General features: G+C 67.1%; 19 protein-coding genes. 3 read left to right on the top strand and 16 right to left on the bottom strand.

What is annotated here, in order from left to right; all coding sequences use genetic code 11:
• Positions 1-123: 123 nt before the first annotated feature.
• Positions 124-510, top strand: coding sequence for a NifB/NifX family molybdenum-iron cluster-binding protein (locus EV678_RS12800; protein WP_130459787.1), 387 nt, complete (start codon positions 124-126; stop codon positions 508-510).
• Positions 511-548: 38 nt separating this feature from the next.
• On the top strand, positions 549-1,451 hold the full coding sequence (gene modD, locus EV678_RS12795; protein WP_130459786.1) for a ModD protein: 903 nt from the start codon (positions 549-551) through the stop codon (positions 1,449-1,451).
• On the opposite strand, the gene EV678_RS12790 is transcribed toward modD, so the two are convergent.
• The 6 genes from EV678_RS12790 to EV678_RS12765 form a co-directional block, all read right to left on the bottom strand.
• Positions 1,448-2,281, bottom strand: coding sequence for a TOBE domain-containing protein (locus tag EV678_RS12790; protein ID WP_130459785.1), 834 nt, complete (start codon positions 2,279-2,281; stop codon positions 1,448-1,450). The genes modD and EV678_RS12790 overlap by 4 nt on opposite strands.
• Positions 2,282-2,449: 168 nt before the next feature.
• On the bottom strand, positions 2,450-4,339 hold the full coding sequence (locus EV678_RS12785; protein WP_130459784.1) for a diguanylate cyclase domain-containing protein: 1,890 nt from the start codon (positions 4,337-4,339) through the stop codon (positions 2,450-2,452).
• 257 nt (positions 4,340-4,596) lie between these two features.
• On the bottom strand, positions 4,597-5,070 hold the full coding sequence (locus EV678_RS12780; RefSeq protein ID WP_130459783.1) for a hypothetical protein: 474 nt from the start codon (positions 5,068-5,070) through the stop codon (positions 4,597-4,599).
• A 19-nt stretch (positions 5,071-5,089) separates the two neighbouring features.
• On the bottom strand, positions 5,090-5,584 hold the full coding sequence (locus EV678_RS12775) for a hypothetical protein (RefSeq protein WP_130459782.1): 495 nt from the start codon (positions 5,582-5,584) through the stop codon (positions 5,090-5,092).
• Positions 5,575-5,898, bottom strand: a complete 324-nt coding sequence (locus EV678_RS12770) for a (2Fe-2S) ferredoxin domain-containing protein (RefSeq protein ID WP_130459781.1) — start codon at positions 5,896-5,898, stop codon at positions 5,575-5,577. The genes EV678_RS12775 and EV678_RS12770 overlap by 10 nt, the downstream gene beginning before the upstream one ends.
• Positions 5,899-5,907: 9 nt before the next feature.
• Positions 5,908-6,363: a ferritin-like domain-containing protein gene (locus tag EV678_RS12765; protein ID WP_014235683.1), complete on the bottom strand. Its 456-nt coding sequence runs from the start codon at positions 6,361-6,363 to the stop codon at positions 5,908-5,910.
• Between EV678_RS12765 and EV678_RS12760 the strand changes: the two genes are divergently transcribed.
• The gene (locus EV678_RS12760) at positions 6,353-6,541 is read left to right on the top strand and encodes a hypothetical protein (protein WP_130459780.1); all 189 of its coding nucleotides are present in this window, start codon (positions 6,353-6,355) and stop codon (positions 6,539-6,541) included. The genes EV678_RS12765 and EV678_RS12760 overlap by 11 nt on opposite strands.
• A 48-nt stretch (positions 6,542-6,589) precedes the next feature.
• Here EV678_RS12760 and EV678_RS12755 read toward each other — a convergent pair whose 3' ends face one another.
• The 10 genes from EV678_RS12755 to EV678_RS12710 all read right to left on the bottom strand — a co-directional run bounded on the left by EV678_RS12755 (position 6,590) and on the right by EV678_RS12710 (position 16,033).
• Entirely contained in the window at positions 6,590-6,877 is a 288-nt protein-coding gene (locus tag EV678_RS12755) for a ferredoxin family protein (protein WP_130459779.1), read from the bottom strand.
• Between the two features lie 16 nt (positions 6,878-6,893).
• Positions 6,894-8,192 carry an FAD-dependent oxidoreductase gene (locus EV678_RS12750; protein ID WP_014235685.1) on the bottom strand — a complete coding sequence of 433 codons (1,299 nt, stop codon included), beginning with the start codon at positions 8,190-8,192 and terminating at the stop codon, positions 6,894-6,896.
• 12 nt (positions 8,193-8,204) lie between these two features.
• A complete protein-coding gene (locus EV678_RS12745) occupies positions 8,205-9,287 on the bottom strand; it encodes an electron transfer flavoprotein subunit alpha/FixB family protein (protein ID WP_130459778.1) in 1,083 nt (360 codons plus the stop codon).
• A 21-nt stretch (positions 9,288-9,308) separates the two neighbouring features.
• A complete protein-coding gene (locus EV678_RS12740) occupies positions 9,309-10,154 on the bottom strand; it encodes an electron transfer flavoprotein subunit beta/FixA family protein (RefSeq protein ID WP_130459777.1) in 846 nt (281 codons plus the stop codon).
• Complete coding sequence (gene nifW, locus EV678_RS12735; protein ID WP_014235688.1) at positions 10,147-10,479, bottom strand: nitrogenase stabilizing/protective protein NifW; 333 nt, start codon at positions 10,477-10,479, stop codon at positions 10,147-10,149. Before nifW ends, EV678_RS12740 begins: the two co-directional genes overlap by 8 nt.
• 14 nt (positions 10,480-10,493) lie before the next feature.
• A complete protein-coding gene (gene nifV / locus EV678_RS12730; protein WP_014235689.1) occupies positions 10,494-11,648 on the bottom strand; it encodes a homocitrate synthase in 1,155 nt (384 codons plus the stop codon).
• A 212-nt stretch (positions 11,649-11,860) separates the two neighbouring features.
• Positions 11,861-12,736 carry an AEC family transporter gene (locus EV678_RS12725; RefSeq protein ID WP_130459776.1) on the bottom strand — a complete coding sequence of 292 codons (876 nt, stop codon included), beginning with the start codon at positions 12,734-12,736 and terminating at the stop codon, positions 11,861-11,863.
• A gap of 111 nt (positions 12,737-12,847) precedes the next feature.
• On the bottom strand, positions 12,848-14,185 hold the full coding sequence (gene hslU, locus EV678_RS12720) for an ATP-dependent protease ATPase subunit HslU (protein ID WP_014235691.1): 1,338 nt from the start codon (positions 14,183-14,185) through the stop codon (positions 12,848-12,850).
• Between the two features lie 7 nt (positions 14,186-14,192).
• A complete protein-coding gene (gene hslV / locus EV678_RS12715) occupies positions 14,193-14,729 on the bottom strand; it encodes an ATP-dependent protease subunit HslV (protein ID WP_130459775.1) in 537 nt (178 codons plus the stop codon).
• A gap of 74 nt (positions 14,730-14,803) precedes the next feature.
• Positions 14,804-16,033, bottom strand: coding sequence for an STAS domain-containing protein (locus EV678_RS12710; protein ID WP_014235693.1), 1,230 nt, complete (start codon positions 16,031-16,033; stop codon positions 14,804-14,806).
• Positions 16,034-16,052 lie beyond the last annotated feature (19 nt).

Here is a 16,052-nt window from a genome sequence, read left to right as displayed (position 1 = left end):
AGCATGGCATCGTCGAGAATGCCGTCCCTTCTGCCTCCCAGGCCGGCCCTTGCAAGGAAGGCGAAGCGGTACGGAATTCGCTCTGAAGAGCCATCCGCCTCCCTTTGTAGGACTTCCGACACCATGAAAATCGCCATCGCCGCCAAGGATTTCGCCACCGTCTCCAGCCATGCCGGCCAGGCCCGCCAGTGGCTGCTCTACGACTGCCGGCCGGGCGCCCCCCTGCCCGCCGGGGAACGCATCGAGCTGGCCAAGGAGCAGGTCATCCACCACTTCGACGACAACGGCCCCCATCCCCTGGACGGGGTGGAAGTGGTCATCGCCGCCAGCGCCGGCGACGGCTTCATCCGTCACATGGCCAAGCGCGGCGCCCAGGTGCTGCTCACCGGCGAGACCGACCCGGCGGCGGCCCTGGCCCGGGTGCTGGCCGGCGAGGTGCTGCCCGACACACGTTTCGACCCGACCCTGATCCTGTGCAAGCTGAAGGACCTGCTCACCTCCCGCCACTAGCCGCGCCCCCGGCGCGGCGCCAACGACGAAAGCCCGCCATGGTTGCCGCCGCTCCTCTTTCCCATCCTCTTTCCCATCCTCATTCCCCCTCCGCCACGCCTGCGGTCGACACCGACTGTGTCCTCGGCGACGCCGACCTGACCCGGCTGCTGGCCGACGACGTACCCCACGGCGACCTCACCACCGCCGCCCTGGGCATCGGCCCCCAGGCCGGCCGCCTCGACTGCCGGGCCCGCCAGCCCATGACCCTGTGCGGTGTCGAGGAGGCGGTCCGCCTGCTGATCCTGGCCGGCTGCGCGGCACGCCCCCTGGCGGCCAGCGGCGACGCCCTGGCCGCCGACGCCCCCATCCTGGAAGCCGCAGGCAGTGCCGCCGCCCTGCACCGGGCCTGGAAAAGCGCCCAGGTGCTGCTGGAATGGAGCAGCGGCCTGGCCAGCGCCGCCGCCGAACTGGTGGCCGCGGCGGCGCCCCTGCCGGTGGCCTGCACTCGCAAGACGCCGCCGGGCAGCAAAGCCCTGGCGGTGAAGGCCATGCGCTGCGGCGGTGCCTTCATGCACCGCCTGGGCCTTTCCGAGTCCCTCCTGCTCTTCGCCGAGCACCGCCGCTTTCTCGCCGAGCCCCCCGCCGCCACCGTGGCCCGGCTCCATGGCGCCCTGCCGGAGCACAAGCTGGCGGTGGAAGTGTATAGCGCCGAAGAGGCCCTGGTCTGGGCCCGGGCCGGCGCCGAAATCCTGCAGCTGGAGAAATTCACTCCCGCCGCCGTCGCCGCCTGCCGCGACCTGCTGGCCAGCCACGAGCTGCACCCCATCCTCGCCGCCGCCGGCGGCATCCACCCCGGCAACGCGGCGGCCTACGCCGCCAGCGGCGCCCGCCTGCTGGTCTCCTCCTGGCCCTACAGCGCCCCGCCCCGGGACGTGGCGGTGAGCCTGGTGCCGGTCTAGCTGACGAGACCCAGCAGCACGGCCGAGGGACGGAAGGCGATCCAGGCCGGCTGGCCCGGGGCGAAGGGTTCGGCCAGGTCGGCGCCGGCGTTGGCGACACCGGTGAGGCCGTGGCCCAGGTCCACCACGATCTCCCGCCGTTCGCCGCTTTCCTGGATGCGCTGGACCACGCCGCCGAGGCGGTTGTAGTCAGCGTAGTCGCTGCCTTCGCCGCTGCCCAGCACCAGGGTGGCCGAAGCCTTGACCAGAGCCACCAGTTCCTGGCCCGGGGCCAGGCCCAGGCAGCGAGTGCTTTCCGGGGTGACGCTGGCCCGCAGCAGGCGCCCGCCGGGCAAGGCCAGCAGCACCTGGTCGAGCAGGGGGCCCCGCTCCACCGCCTGCACCCGGCCGCTGAACTGGTTGCGGGCGCTGGTGCGTACCGCCACCCGTTCCAGCAGCTGCAGATCCGCATCGAAGTGGCCGCCGCAACGCTGGCGCAGCAGCTGCCGTTCCTCCGCCAGGGCCACCAGCACCATGGCCAGGCGCCGGCCCCGGGGCGTCAGGCGCAGGCGGCCGCGGCTCCCTTCGCCTCCATCCTCCGCCTCCCATTCGGCCAGGCGCTCCCCGGCCAGATTGTTCAGCTCCTCGGCGGCGCGGCGGGCCTCCCCAGCGGCCTCGGCGCCCACCGCCAGGGCATCGGCCACGGCGGCCCGCTCCAGCCAGGCCAGACGGTCGTGGCCGGCGGCCACGGCAAAGGGACCGGGAATGCCCGCCACCGGGTACAGGCGCAGGGGCGCGACCCGGTCGGGGCTGAGTTGATCGGTAATTTCGCTAACGGGCTGGTCGTTCATGGCGGCTTTCCTTCGTTATTTTTCGAATATATAACGGTTAGCAAAGCCCATGCCGGACAAGGACTTAGGGGAATTTCCCGGCAATGGCGGGAATGGGGGCGCCCCGGGGCCGGGGGCCGGGCCCCGCCTTGGGTCGTCCGGAGGACCCGGCGCCCCAGGCCAGTGCGCTCAGGCGGCGGGGGGCTGCCAGCCTTCCCAGGCCAGCCGGTCCCGGCCGCCCTCCTTGGCGACGTAGAGGGCGGCGTCGGCCCGCTGCATAATGGCCTCCAGGTCGTCTCCACCGGCACTCAGGGCAGCGCCGATACTTATCGTGAAGCTCAGTTCGCCTTCATCCAACGGCAAGCGTATGGAGCGAATGGCCTGTAACACGCGCTGGCCCAACTGCTCACCTCCCGCCGCATCGGTCCCGGGCAGCAATACCCCAAACTCTTCCCCGCCCAAACGCCCAACCAGATCGGTCTGACGCAGTTCGCCGACCAAGGAGTGGGCCAGGGCCTTAAGGACCCGGTCTCCCACCGGATGTCCGTAAGTGTCGTTAATGCGCTTGAATCGGTCGGCATCGAGCATCATGACGCAGCAGGGCTGAGCATGCCGATGGGCCAGAGCCAACAGCCGCTCCGCCTCACCGGTAAAGGCGCGGCGATTGAGCAGCCCGGTCAAGCCGTCGGTGGTGGCCATCCGCTGCAGTTCCGCCTCCACCGCCTTGCGTTCGGAGATGTCCCGGATGATGCCCACATGGAGATCGCCCCCGGCCTCGTTGGAACTGCCTACGCTGACTTCAATGGGGAACTCCCTGCCATCCTTGCAACGCCCCAGCACCTCCCGACCACGCCCCATGGCCCGAACGGCGATCTGGTGATTGGCAGCCTGGACGTGCTGCTGATGAGTGGCAGCAAAGCTCTCCGGCATCAGCATTTCCAGGCCGCGCCCCATTACTTCCTCGGCCTGGTAGCCGAACATGCGTTCCGCCGCCCGGTTGAATTTCTGGATGCGCCCGTTTCCATCGATCACCACGACAGCATCCAGGGCCGTGTTCATAAAAATGCGGGACTGCACTTCCCGTTCGTACAGCTCTGCAGTCCGTTCCTGCACCCGGGATTCCAGGCGCCGGTTCGCATCCTCCAGGGCGGCCAGGGCCTCGCGTCGGCGCTGCAACTGGCGGAAGGAAAACAGGACCAGGACCAGCAGCAGTAGGTTGCCACCCAGGCCAAACAGCCAGTAGGTCGGCAGGCCCTGACGCCAGCGCTCCAGTATGCGATTCTGGTCGTATGTCGCCACCACCAGGAAGGGGTAGCGCTCCGAGCGGGCATAGAAGCCGGCACCAGGACCGGCCAGGGGGAATCGGGCGCGCAGGGCACCTTCCTGCCATTGCCGGAAGTGCGGGTCGTCTGCCCAGTTGCGGTCTTTGCAATCGCCGCCGGACGGAAAGCAGGTCAGCACATCGCCACTGTTGAGCAACAAATGCAGGGAATAGCCGTCAGGCAGAGCCTGCTCACTGAGCAGACGGACAAACTCGGCGGGCTCAACGCCGGCGGCGGCCACCCCCAGCAGTTCGTTGGCATCGCTGACCACCCCGCGGCTGACCGGAACGAACTGGCCTTGATAGACCCGGCTGGTCAGCAGGGGGCCGATGTAGAACGGCGCCATCCTGGATTGCATGGCAGCCTGAAAGTATTCCCGGTCGCCCAGATCAGCTCGGGGCGACGGAAAGTCGGAAGAAGTCACGGCCAACTGACCGTCATGGCCAACAACGAACAACCAACGCAGCCCCGGAGTAATGGCATGGCGGCGGACAAGCAGGCGGTGCAGGTAGAGATCGTTTCCGGCATGCAGGCCTCCCTGGGCCGCGATGACTTCGCCCACACCGGTCAGGGTGCGGTCGTAGGTATCCAGGAGTTGATCCATCCGTCCCCGGACCACCTCGGCGCTAACCTGCAATACCGCTTCGGCATCCACCAGGGCATGGTGTCGCTCCTCCACGACATGGCGGTACAGTAAAACATCGACCAAGACGATGAGCGGCAGCAACAGCAATACCCAGCGACGACTTTTCAGCATATCCCTAACACCCCTCTGTTGGGTGCAATCCCCGGGGACAGTATAGCTGCACCGAGCCAGCCTCCCGCCCCCCAACGATGCGCTCGGGATATGACCGGCGGTTGGCGGGAAGGGGTGGACGCCGGAGGGGAGAGCGGCATACGCAGCGGAGAAGCGTAGCGGTCATGCAATATCCCCGGACGGGCAGTTGTCGTTACAGCAGTCTAGGGTAGGAGTGGCGCCGACGCACCCGGGGTAAACCACTGGTGACGCCGGAATCAGGCTGGCGACGGAAAGCGGAGCGGCAAGACAGCACCGGGCTGCACCCACTGGGCCGTCAGGGCCTCCATCCAGCGCACCAGGGGACGGGCCAGGTAGGCCGGCAGGGGCACCCGCTGCAACTGCCCGGACCACAGCCCGAGCCAGGACTGGCGCTGCCCTTCGTCCAGCTCCAGGGGGCCATGGCGGCCCCACAGGCGGACCCAGGCGATCACCGCCCGTTGCCGCTGGCGGCCGGCCAGGCCGTGCACCACCAGGTCGGCCAGTTCGCCGGCGAGATCGGAGAACTCATCCACCTCCAGCTGCCATACCGCCGCCAGGGGCCCGGCCTGGAGGGCTTCCGCCAGGCGCAGGCAAAGCCAGCGCAGCTCATCCTCGCCGACGGCGGCGACGATGCCGGGCAGGGGCGGCGGCAGGTGCAGTTCGGGGCAGGCCGCCCGGGGCGGCGCCTGGCTGGCCGGAGCAGGAACCATGGACGCGCCGGGCCGCCCTTTACGCCGTCGCCGCGGCCACCGCCCGGACCGGGCCGGCGCCGATGCGATCCTCCGGGTCCAGGCGCTGCAGCTGGTCCAGGTAGGCCCGGGCTTCCTCCGGGCGCTGCTGGCGCAGCAGGGTAAAGGCCAGGGCCTTGAGGGAGAAAAGATAGAAGCGGGGCGCCGCCGCCAGGGGCTCGGCGAAGCGGGCCGGGGCCGGCGCATCCAGGGGAAAGCCGGCGGCCTGGGCGCTGGCCGCCAGGCCGGCCCGCATCCACTGTTCCGCCGCCTCGAAGTGCTGGCGGTAGAAGTGGAACTTGTACAGGGCCAGGTACACCGCGAAGTGGAAGGGGGACTGGTGATGGGCCCGGAGGATGAGGAACTCGGCCCGCCGTTCGTCGTCGCAGGCGGCGGCTTCCTGCAGCAGGGCCGCGGTGGCGGCGGGGAGGTCGCCGCAGTAGCCGGGGATGCTTTCGCCGCCGGCCGGGTCGCCGTCTTCCAGATCTAGTCCCATACTCCGGCGGGAGCCCGCAGCCGTTCCAGGGGCTCGTCGAATTCCAGATGCTGGTCGAAGATTTCCCCGGCGTCGCCGGGCTGCACGTGCTGGTACAGCACCCCGTCCGGATAGACCAGGACGTGGGGGCCGCCGTCGCAGGGACCGAGACAGCCGCAGGCGGTGACGGCAAAGCGGTCGAAGGCATTGCGGCTGCCCAGCTCGTTGAGGAAGGCCTGCATCACCGCCTGGCCGCCGCTCTGCATGCAGCAGCCCCGGGGATGGCCGGGGGGCCGGCCCTGGGTACAGACGAAAACGTGCTTCTTGGGTTTCATGGCGCCTCCTCAGGCGGGAAGTTTGGCGATGCGTTTTTCCAGCTCGGCCACGTGCTCGCCTTCTTCGGCGGCGAATTCCTCGGCCATCAGCTTGACCCGGGGATTGCGGGTGGTGGCGGCGATGCCGGCGTAGAAGGCGTAGCTGCGCTGCTCCCCGTCCAGGGCCAGGGCCAGGGCGGAGGGCACGTCCATGAAGGCATCCACCCCGGCCCAGGCGGCGGTCTCCGGGCTGGTGCCGTCGGGCCACTGGTACTCGTGGGCCTCCAGCTTGGGCGGATGGCGGAAGCCGCCCCGCTCCGTGGCCTCGGCCAGATGCAGGCGGGAGTAGTGGGCCATCTGCTCGAAGAAGGCGGCCACTTCCGGATCGCCCAGGGTTTTCATGCCTTCGGCCAGCTCCTCGTAGCGCCGGGCGGAATCCCGCTCCAGGGTGATGGCGTGGGCGAGGAACAGATGAATGTCTTCCATTTTTGCGCTTTCTTTTTTAGCCACAGAGGGCACAGAGATCACAGAGTTTTTCCTTGCCACTTTCAGGCGGAGAAGGTTGCAACAAGCACCCGCCCGGAAAGCCAGCGTGGATGCCAGTCCTGGCTATGCCATGCTGAAGAGTGGCGTCCTTATTGACCTGGAGGTCAGTCAGTTTTGACGTAACTCTGTGTTCTCTGTGCCCTCTGTGGCAAAGGTTCTACAACCCTCAACCAAACTTGAAGAGGATGCCGAAACCGCCCCGGGGCCATTCCCATTCCAGGTTGCGGTGTTCGTCGCAGATGATGCGGCAGGTGCCGCACTCCAGACAACCGTCGGAGATCAGCACCACCTTGCCGTTGCCCTCCTGGGTATAGCAGCCGGCGGGACAGCACACGGTGCATTGCTGCTCGGTGCACTTGTGGGTGCAGATTTCCGCGTTCTTGATCTGGATGTGGGGACGGCCCGAATCGACCCGGTAGCGGTCCTGGAACAGTTTCTCTTCGACTTTCAGCATGGTCATGTCCTCCGGGTTATTCCATGGCGCGCCAGAACTTGAAGGCGTCGCCGATCAGGCCAAAGACGGAGCGGGAAGCGATGAAGCTCTTCTTGATCTCCTTTTCCTTGGTCTTCTTGTCCACCCCGTCCACCCGGATGATGGTCTGGGCCGCCTTCGACAGCAGGGTCGGGTAGGTGGTGAAGAACTGGTTGTTCTTGTGGAAGATGTCCGGCATGCGGCGGTACTTCTTCAGGTCCTTCATGACGAAGCTGTCGTCCAGCTTGGCCTTGTACTTGGAGAGATTGGGGGCGGTGAAGGCCTTGCCCGCCTGCTTCAGCTCCACCAGGGTCTGGGCCGCCAGCATGCCGGTGGTCATGGCCAGGTTGGAGCCTTCGCGGTGGATGCCATTCACGAACATGCCGGCATCGCCGGCGATCAGCCAGCCGTCGCCATAAACCTGGGGCACGGCGTTGTAGCCGCCTTCGGGGATCAGGTGGGCGGCGTATTCCTTCATCTCGCCGCCTTCGATCAGGGGGGCGATGGAAGGATGCTTCTTCATCTTGTCCAGCAGCTCGTAGGGCGTGGTCTTCTGCTTCTTGAAGTCCGACAGCATGCAGCCGATGCCGAGGGTGATGGATTCCTTGTTGGTGTAGAGGAAGGCGGTGCCCATCATGCCTTCGGAGATGGTGCCGGCCATTTCGATGACCACGCCCTCTTCTTCACCGATGTTGAAGCGGGCCTCGATGGTCTCCTGGGGCAGGAAGTGGATTTCCTTCACCGCCAGGGCCACGTCCTTGGGCTTGATCTCGGGGTGGAAGCCGGCCTTGGTGGCCAGGCGGGAATTCACCCCGTCAGCCAGGATCACCGCGTCGGCGTAGATTTCGCCGCCCTTGCGGTCGGTCATCACCCCCACCACCTTCTTGCCGTCCAGCAGCAGCTCGGTGACGGTGGTCTCGCAGATGGTGAGGGCGCCGACCTCCCGCGCCTTCTTGCTGAACCACTGGTCGAAGTGGGCGCGGATGATGGTGTAGCGGTTGTAGGGCGGCTTGTTGAAGTCCTCGGAGCGGTAGTTGGTGCCGACGTAGGAGTTGTCGTCCAGGATCCACACCCGCTGCTCGATGAGGTGGCGCTCCAGGGGGGCGTCGTCGCGGAAGTCGGGAATGATCTTCTCGATGGCGTCCGAGTAGAGGATGGCGCCCTGCACATTCTTCGAGCCCGGGGTTTCGCCCCGCTCGATCTGCAGCACCTTGAGGCCGCCCTTGGCCAGGGTGTAGGCGGCGGCGTTGCCGGCCATGCCGGCGCCGACCACGATCACGTCAAATTTTTCAGCCATGGTGTTCTCCTGTTAGCCGGCTTTTTTGGCTTGCGCCAGGTGGGCCTTGAAGGCTTCGGTCAGCGCCGGGAGGATGGTCATGGCGTTGCCGACGATGCCGTAGTGGGCGAAGTCGAAAATGGGGGCGTTGGCATCGGTGTTGATGGCGATGATGACGTCGGCCCCGTCCATGCCCACCCGGTGCTGGATGGCGCCGGAGATGCCGGCGGCGATGTACAGCTTGGGCCGCACGGTCTTGCCGGACTGGCCCACCTGGCGATCCAGCTCGGCCCAGCCGGCCTGCACCACCGGGCGGGAGGCGCCCACCTCGGCCCCCAGGACCTTGGCCAGGTCCCACACCAGCTGAAAGTTTTCCGGTTTCTTCAGGCCCCGGCCGCCGGAGACGATGATGTCGGCGAAGGGCAGGTTGGGCTTGTCCCGGGTGTCGTCGGCGATGAACTCCAGCACCTTGGTGACGATGGAGGTTTCGATCATGGAGAAGGGCACCGTGACGATTTCGCCGCTGCGGCTGCCGTCGGCTTCCGGCATGGCCATCACCCGGGGCCGCACGGTCGCCATCTGGGGCCGGTGGCGCTGGGTCATGATGGTGCAGAGCAGGGAGCCGCCGAAGGTGGGACGGGTGGAGGCCAGGTTGCGGGTCTCGGTCTCGATCACCAGTTCGGTACAGTCGGCCACCAGGCCGGTGCCCAGGGTGGTGGCCACCGAGCCGGCCAGGTCCCGGCCCAGGGTGGAGGCGCCGAGCATGAGAATTTCCGGCTGGTAGGTGTTCACCAGGTCGGTGAGGGCCTTGGTGTAGGGCTCGTTGCGGTAGTCCTTCAGCACCTCGTCCTGCATCAGGTAGCACTTGTCGGCGCCGTAGGTGAAGGCCTCGCCGCAGATGCCGGCACCGCGCTCGCCGGGGCCGCACATGACCACGCCGCACAGCTGCACGCCGAGGGCGTCGGCCAGCTTGCGGCCCTCGCCCAGCAGTTCCCAGGAGACCGGATGCACTTCGCCGCGCTCGCTCTCGACGACCACCCAGACGTGCTTGTAATTGACGAAGCGGGGGTCCAGTTCGACCTTTTTCTTCGCCGGCTTTTTCGGTTGTTCGCTCATGGCTGTTGTCCTCTTCCCTGGTTAACCCGCCCGCTTGGCGATTTCCTTTTCCAGCTTGGGGTGCTGGGTGAACACCTTGGCCAGGAGGGTCACGGCCAGGTTCTTCGGATCGTTGTCCACCGTCTCCACCATCTCGGCCCGCTGGCTGCGGGGGCGGGGGGCGAAGACCTTGCTCACCACGGTGGGGCTGCCCTTGAGACCGATCATCTCGGCATCGTCGATGCCGGCGGCTTCCCGATTCCACACCTTGAGGTCGTAGCGGGCGGCGCGGAACAGGTCGTCCAGGTCGCCGAAGCGCATCTCGTTGGTGCCTTCAAGCATGGTGATGAGGCAGGGGGTGGCGGTCTTCAGCAGCTGAACGCCGCCCTCGGCCCGGCGCTCCACGGTGATTTCCTTCTTCTCCAGGTCCAGGTCCACGATCTTGGAGACGTAGGTCAGCAGCTGGTAGTCGAGGCGCTTGGCGATGCCCGGGCCCACCTGGGCGGTATCGCCGTCGATGGTCTGCTTGCCGGTGAAGATGAGATCCACCGGCATGTTGCCCATGATCTTCTTGATGGTGGTGGCCAGGGCGTAGGAGGTGGCCAGGGTGTCGGAACCGGCGAAGGCCCGGTCGGACACCAGGATGGCGTCGTCGGCGCCGTAGGAAAGGCACTTGCGCAGGGCCGCCTCGGCCATGGGCGGGCCCATGGTGACCACGGTGACGGTGCCGCCGAACCTGTCCTTGAGGCGCAGGGCCTCTTCCAGGGCGAACAGGTCGTAGGGGTTGATGATGGCCGGCACCCCCTGGCGCATGATGGTGTTGGTCACCGGATGCACCCGGATCTGGGCCGAGTCCGGCACCTGCTTGATACAGACGACGCTATGCATGGCTTGCCTCTCCTAGGGAGCGGCGCAGGCTATCCACGGATACCCGCTGCACGCCCTGTTGAAACACTTTGAAAACCTTCTGCTCGATCCCGGAGGAATGAACGAAATCGGTATAGGCCCGGGCCAGCAGCTCCCGGCACTTGATGCGGCTCAGGCCCTCGTTGAGGCCCGCCAGTCCGCCTTCCCGGGCCAGGTACTGGTTGAAGCGCTTGAGGATGTGCAGGCGCGAGACGCTGACCACGGCCGGGTCGTACTCCAGGCCGAAGTAGTCGAGGAATTCCTCGGCGGTGGAGAGCTGCTGCAGTTCGTCCATCAGGGTTTCCATAGGCTTCTCCTTGTTCAGACGACATGCAGCCGGGGGGCCGGACGGCCGCTCCCCTGCATCCCTTCCAGGTAATAACTCATCAGTTCGCGAAAGCCCGGCGGGCGCTTGAAGGCCATGGCGTAGCTGCGCACCCGGGAGAGGATGCGGCGGGCCATGCCCTCGTCGATATCGATGCCCAGGTCCTTGTAGGCGTGGATCACGGCGGTGGAGCCGGAATGCTTGCCCAGCACGATGCGGTGGCCCTTGCCCACTTCCGCCGGATCGAAGGCCTGGTAGTTGGCCGGGTTCTTGGCCAGGCCATCCACGTGGATGCCGGCCTCGTGGGTGAACACGTTGGCGCCGACGATGCTCTTGTTCACCGCCACCGGCCGACCGGAAGCCTTGGCCACCAGATCGGAGATGGCCGGCAGCTGCAGGGGATCAACGCCGCTGTCGATGTCGTAGAGATGCCGGAGGGCGATCACCGACTCTTCCAGGGGCGCATTGCCGGCCCGCTCGCCCAGGCCGTTGACCGTGGTGTTGATATGGGTGGCGCCGGCAGTCACCGCGGCCAGAGTGTTGGCGGTGGCCAGGCCCAGGTCGTCGTGGGCGTGGATTTCGATTTCCAGGTCGCTGCGGGCCCGCAGGGCGGCGATGCGCTGGTGGGTGATGAACGGGTCCAGCACCCCCAGGGTGTCGGCAAAGCGGAAACGGCGGGCGCCGGCAGCCTGGGCCGCCTCCATGACCCGGTGCAGGAAGTCCAGGTCGGCCCGGGAGGAATCCTCGCCGCCGACGCACACCTCCAGCCCCGCCGCCCGGGCCTCGGGCACGAAGCGGCGGATGGAATCGAGCACCCAGCGGTGGTCCTTGTTCAGCTTGTGGCGGATCTGCTGGTCGGAAACGGGAATGGAGAGATTGACGATGTGGGCATTGCAGCGCCGCGTCACTTCCAGGTCGGCGGCGCACATGCGGCCCCACACCATGAGCCGGCTGGACAGCCCGAGGCCGGCGATGGCCCGGATCACTTCCTGCTCCTGCTCGCCCATGGCGGGAATGCCTACCTCCATCTCCGGCACCCCGGCCGCCGCCAGGGCCTGGGCAATGGCCAGCTTCTCCGCGGCGGTGAACGCCACCCCGGCGGTCTGTTCGCCGTCGCGCAGGGTGGTGTCGTTGATGGTGATGGTTGTCATGGCATGGCCTCTTGCCGGGGTATCAGCAATAAGGGTGCCAGGGCCGGATTTTTTATAACAAGCTATTTAAATCATGCGGTTGCGGATTTCAGACAGAACCCGCAGCGGGGCGAGAGGAATGCGACATTTGTAGGTTTTCGGACAGGGGAAGTGGCCCCCTGCCCTGGCCCGAAAACCTCCCGGCCCGGTAGGCCGCATCCGGACTCGACGGACTAGGGCAACACCAGGGCCAGGGCCAGGGGCAGGAACAGGAGGGCGGCCAGGTTGCCGAGCAGGACGATGGAGGCCACCTGGTCCGGCTCCTGGCGATAGCGTTCGGCGAAGACGTAGTTGAGCACGGCCGGCGGCAGGGCGCCGAAGATCACCAGCAGGGCTTTCTGCTGCCCTTCCAGGCCCAAGGCCAGGGCGGTGGCGTAGGCCAGCAGCAGGCCCACCAGGGGCCGGGCCAGGGCGCCCCACAGGCCGACCCGCACCGCCGACAGGCTGGAGCCGGCCAGACGCACGCCGAGGGAAAAGAGCAGCAGGGGAATGGAGACGTCGCCCAGCATCTTGATGGCCAGCTTCAGGGGCGGCCAGATGGGAATGTGCAGCAGGCTCACCGCCAGGCCAACCAGACTAGCCAGCACCACGGGAATGCGCCACAGATTGGCCAGGCGGGTGTGGTGGTCGAGCAGCCAGGCGCCGAAGGAGAAGTGCAGCAGGTTGGAGACCATGAACAGCACCACCATGGGAGCCAGGGCTCCGTCGCCGAAGGCCAGCACCGCCAGGGGCAAACCCAGGTTGCCGCAGTTGTTGAACATCATGGGCGGCACGAAGGTCTTGGGGGCGCTGCCCAGCAGACGGGCCAGGCCCCAGCCGGCGAGGCCGGAACCGACCACGCCCACCACGGCGCCTACGGCCAGTCCCCAGTTGGCGGCCAGGTCGAAGGATTTGTCGGCCATGGCGGCGAAGACCAGGGCCGGCACGAACACTTCCATGTTGAGCTGGTTGGCGAAGGCCATGTCCGGCTGCTTCTTGCGGCCGTAGAGCCAGCCGAAGAAGACAATGGCGAAGAGGGGAAAGACGATGGCGACGATGCGCAGCAGCATGCCGGCTCCAGGGCGGGGTTCCGGGAGAGTGTAACGGCGGCCCGGGCGGGGCGGCCATCAGGGTTGCCCCTAGGTGGGGGGCGCCGGGGCGGCCTGCCGCCGCCCCGCTTCTTACAGCACGTAGCGGGAGAGGTCCTCGTCCCGGGACAGTTCGCCCAGGCGGGCATCCACGTAGGCGCCGTCCACGGTGAGGGTCTCGGCGCCGGACTTGCCGGCGGTGAAGGAGACTTCCTCCAGCAGCTTTTCCATGACCGTGTACAGGCGGCGGGCGCCGATGTTCTCGGTCTTTTCATTGACCGAGTAGGCGATCTCCGCCAGGCGCTTGATGCCGTCGGCGGTGAATTCCAGCTTGAGGCCCTCGGTGCCGAGCAGGGCCTGGTACTGGCGCGTCAGGCAGGCGTCGGTCTGGGTCAGGATCTGCTCGAAATCGGAGACGGAGAGGGAATCCAGTTCCACCCGGATGGGCAGGCGGCCCTGCAGCTCGGGGATCAGGTCCGACGGCTTGGCCAGGTGGAAGGCGCCGCTGGCGATGAAGAGGATGTGGTCGGTCTTGACCATGCCGTACTTGGTGGACACGGTGGTGCCTTCCACCAGGGGCAAGAGGTCCCGCTGCACGCCCTGGCGGGAGACGTCGGCACCGTGGGCGTCGGAGCGGGAGGCGATCTTGTCGATCTCGTCGAGGAAGACGATGCCGTTCTGCTCCACGTTCTTCAGGGCCTCCAGCTTCACTTCCTCGTCATTGACCAGCTTGGCCGCCTCTTCCTCCACCAGCAGCTTCATGGCTTCGGGAATCTTCAGCTTGCGCGACTTCTTGCGGGCCGTGCCCATGCTCTGGAACATGCCCTGGATCTGGCTGGTCAGCTCCTCCATGCCCGGCGGCGCAAAAATCTCCGCCTGCATGCCGGGGGCGGCCACCTCGATGTCGATTTCCTTGTCGTCCAGCTCGCCCTCCCGCAGCTTCTTGCGGAATTTCTGGCGGGTGGTGGAATCCTCGCTGCTGCCCTGGTTCTCGTTGAAGAAGCCGGCACCCCGGGCGGGGGGCAGCAGGGCGTCGAGGACCCGGTCTTCGGCCGCGTCTTCGGCCCGGGCCCGCACCCGCTTCATGGCCTGCTCGCGCTGGCCCTTGATGGCGGTCTCCATGAGGTCGCGGATGATGGTGTCCACGTCCCGGCCCACATAGCCCACCTCGGTGAACTTGGTGGCCTCGATCTTGATGAAGGGGGCGTTGGCCAGGCGCGCCAGGCGGCGGGCGATCTCGGTCTTGCCGACGCCGGTGGGGCCGATCATGAGGATGTTCTTCGGCGTGATCTCGTGGCGCAGGCCCTCTTCCACCTGGGAGCGGCGCCAGCGGTTGCGCAGGGCGATGGCCACGGCCTTCTTGGCCTGGGCCTGACCGACGATGTGCTTGTCCAGCTCGTGCACGATTTCCTGGGGAGTCATCTGGGTCATGGCGTCCTTACTCCAGGGTCTCGATGGTGAAATTGCGGTTGGTGTAGATGCACAGGTCGCCGGCGATCTCCAGGGACTTGCGCACCACGTCGCCGGGGGCCAGCTCGGTGTTCTCGATCAGGGCCCGGGCGGCAGACTGGGCGTAGGCGCCGCCGGAACCGATGGCGACGATGCCGTACTCCGGTTCCAGCACGTCGCCGTTGCCGGTGATGATGAGGGAGGACTCCCGGTCGGCGACGGAGAGCATGGCCTCCAGCCGGCGCAGGGCCCGGTCGCTGCGCCAGTCCTTGGCCAGTTCCACGGCGGAGCGGACCAGGTTGCCCTGGTGCTTTTCCAGCTTGGCCTCGAAGCGCTCGAAGAGAGTGAAGGCGTCGGCGGTGCCGCCGGCAAAGCCGGCCAGGATGCGGTCGTTGTAGAGGCGGCGCACCTTGCGCGCCGTGGCCTTGACGACGATGTTGCCCAGGGTCACCTGGCCGTCGCCGCCCATGGCGACGGAGGCGCCGCGGCGCACCGAGAGGATGGTGGTGCCGTGATACTGTTCCATGCGGTTTCTTCAGTTCGGGAAAGAAGGGGAAATGCGCTGCCGCCCGCGCCACGGCGGGGCGGCAGGCTGCCAATTCACTTGCGGGCCGGCTCGATGCGGGCCACCGCATTGACCCCCACCACCGCCAGCAGCTCGAACACCAGGCGGTTGGTGTTGCGGATGATGACCGCCTTGCCGGCGGATTTGCAGGGGGTCAGCATATTCACCAGGGCGCCGGCGCTGACGAAGTCGATGCGCACCACGGCGGTGAAATCCAGGACCACCGGGTCCCGGCTTTCGGCGAAATCCTTGAGGTCGTTGAAGCGGGCGTTTTTCAGTTCGCCGCTGAGACGGTAGGCCTCGTCGCCCTCGCTGCCGTCCGTACAGTCCGGACACTGGGCGGCGGCCACCGGGGTGGCCTGGACCCGGGCCGGGTCCCAGGAGGGGGGCGACACTTCGAAGGTGACGGCGTAATCCACCGCCCGCTCCTCGAACTGTTCCTGGCGGCCGGCCCGTTGCAGCAGTTCCAGCTGCAGCAGCCAGCACTGGGGATTCTCGGCCTTGCCGGTGACCGCGGCGGCGGCCAGCAGGCCTTCCAGGGCCTCGATGCCGGCCAGTTCCAGCACCTGCTTGCGCTTGGCCGACTGCTGCAACAGCTTGAGGAAGCGCTCGGCCCCGGCATCGTCCAGCTGCTGCACCTTGGACAGGTCCAGGCGCTGCTTCTGGTTCTTCTCCAGGGCATCGGCCAGGATGCCGAAGGCGGCGTGGTTGCTGCCTTCCATGGCGCCCTTGAAGAGGGTGGTGGGCGTGCCGCCGGCCACCACCGCCTCGGCCTTCTTGGTATCGCACCAGGCCGGCGGGGATCGCTCGAAAATGCGGGCGAAATCCAGTTCCAGGTTTTCGAAGGCGGCCTTGTCGCCGTGCAGCTGATAGAAATCGAACAGCATCATCCACAGGCGGATGGCCGTGGGGCCGGAACGGTAGCGGCCCACCGCGTCTTCCAGGGTGGCCTTGGCGACGCCTTCCTGGCCGTTGGCGTAGAGCACGGCGGCCTGTTCCACCACGGCTTCCAGGGGATCGCTTTCGTTATCCAGCTCGATGCCGCCGGATTCCAGGTCGCCGAGGGAGAAGCCGGTGAAGTCCAGGGACATGGAATCCACGGCCGGGGCGGCCTTGGAGGGAGTTTCGAGGGGCGCGGCGGCGGGCGCGGCAGGAGCCCCGGCGGGCTGGGGCGCGGCGGCCGGGGTCGGCGCCGGTACCTTGACCATGCGGGCTTCGGGAACCTTGTTGTCTTCGCGACTCTTCTTGAACAGCGAGAAAATCATGGCCTGCTTTCAGTGGGCA

This window comes from Azospira oryzae, assembly GCF_004217225.1.
GTDB lineage: Bacteria > Pseudomonadota > Gammaproteobacteria > Burkholderiales > Rhodocyclaceae > Azospira > Azospira oryzae.
Note: the sequence above shows the minus strand (reverse complement) of the source record. Positions and strands in the feature narration are given on the sequence as shown.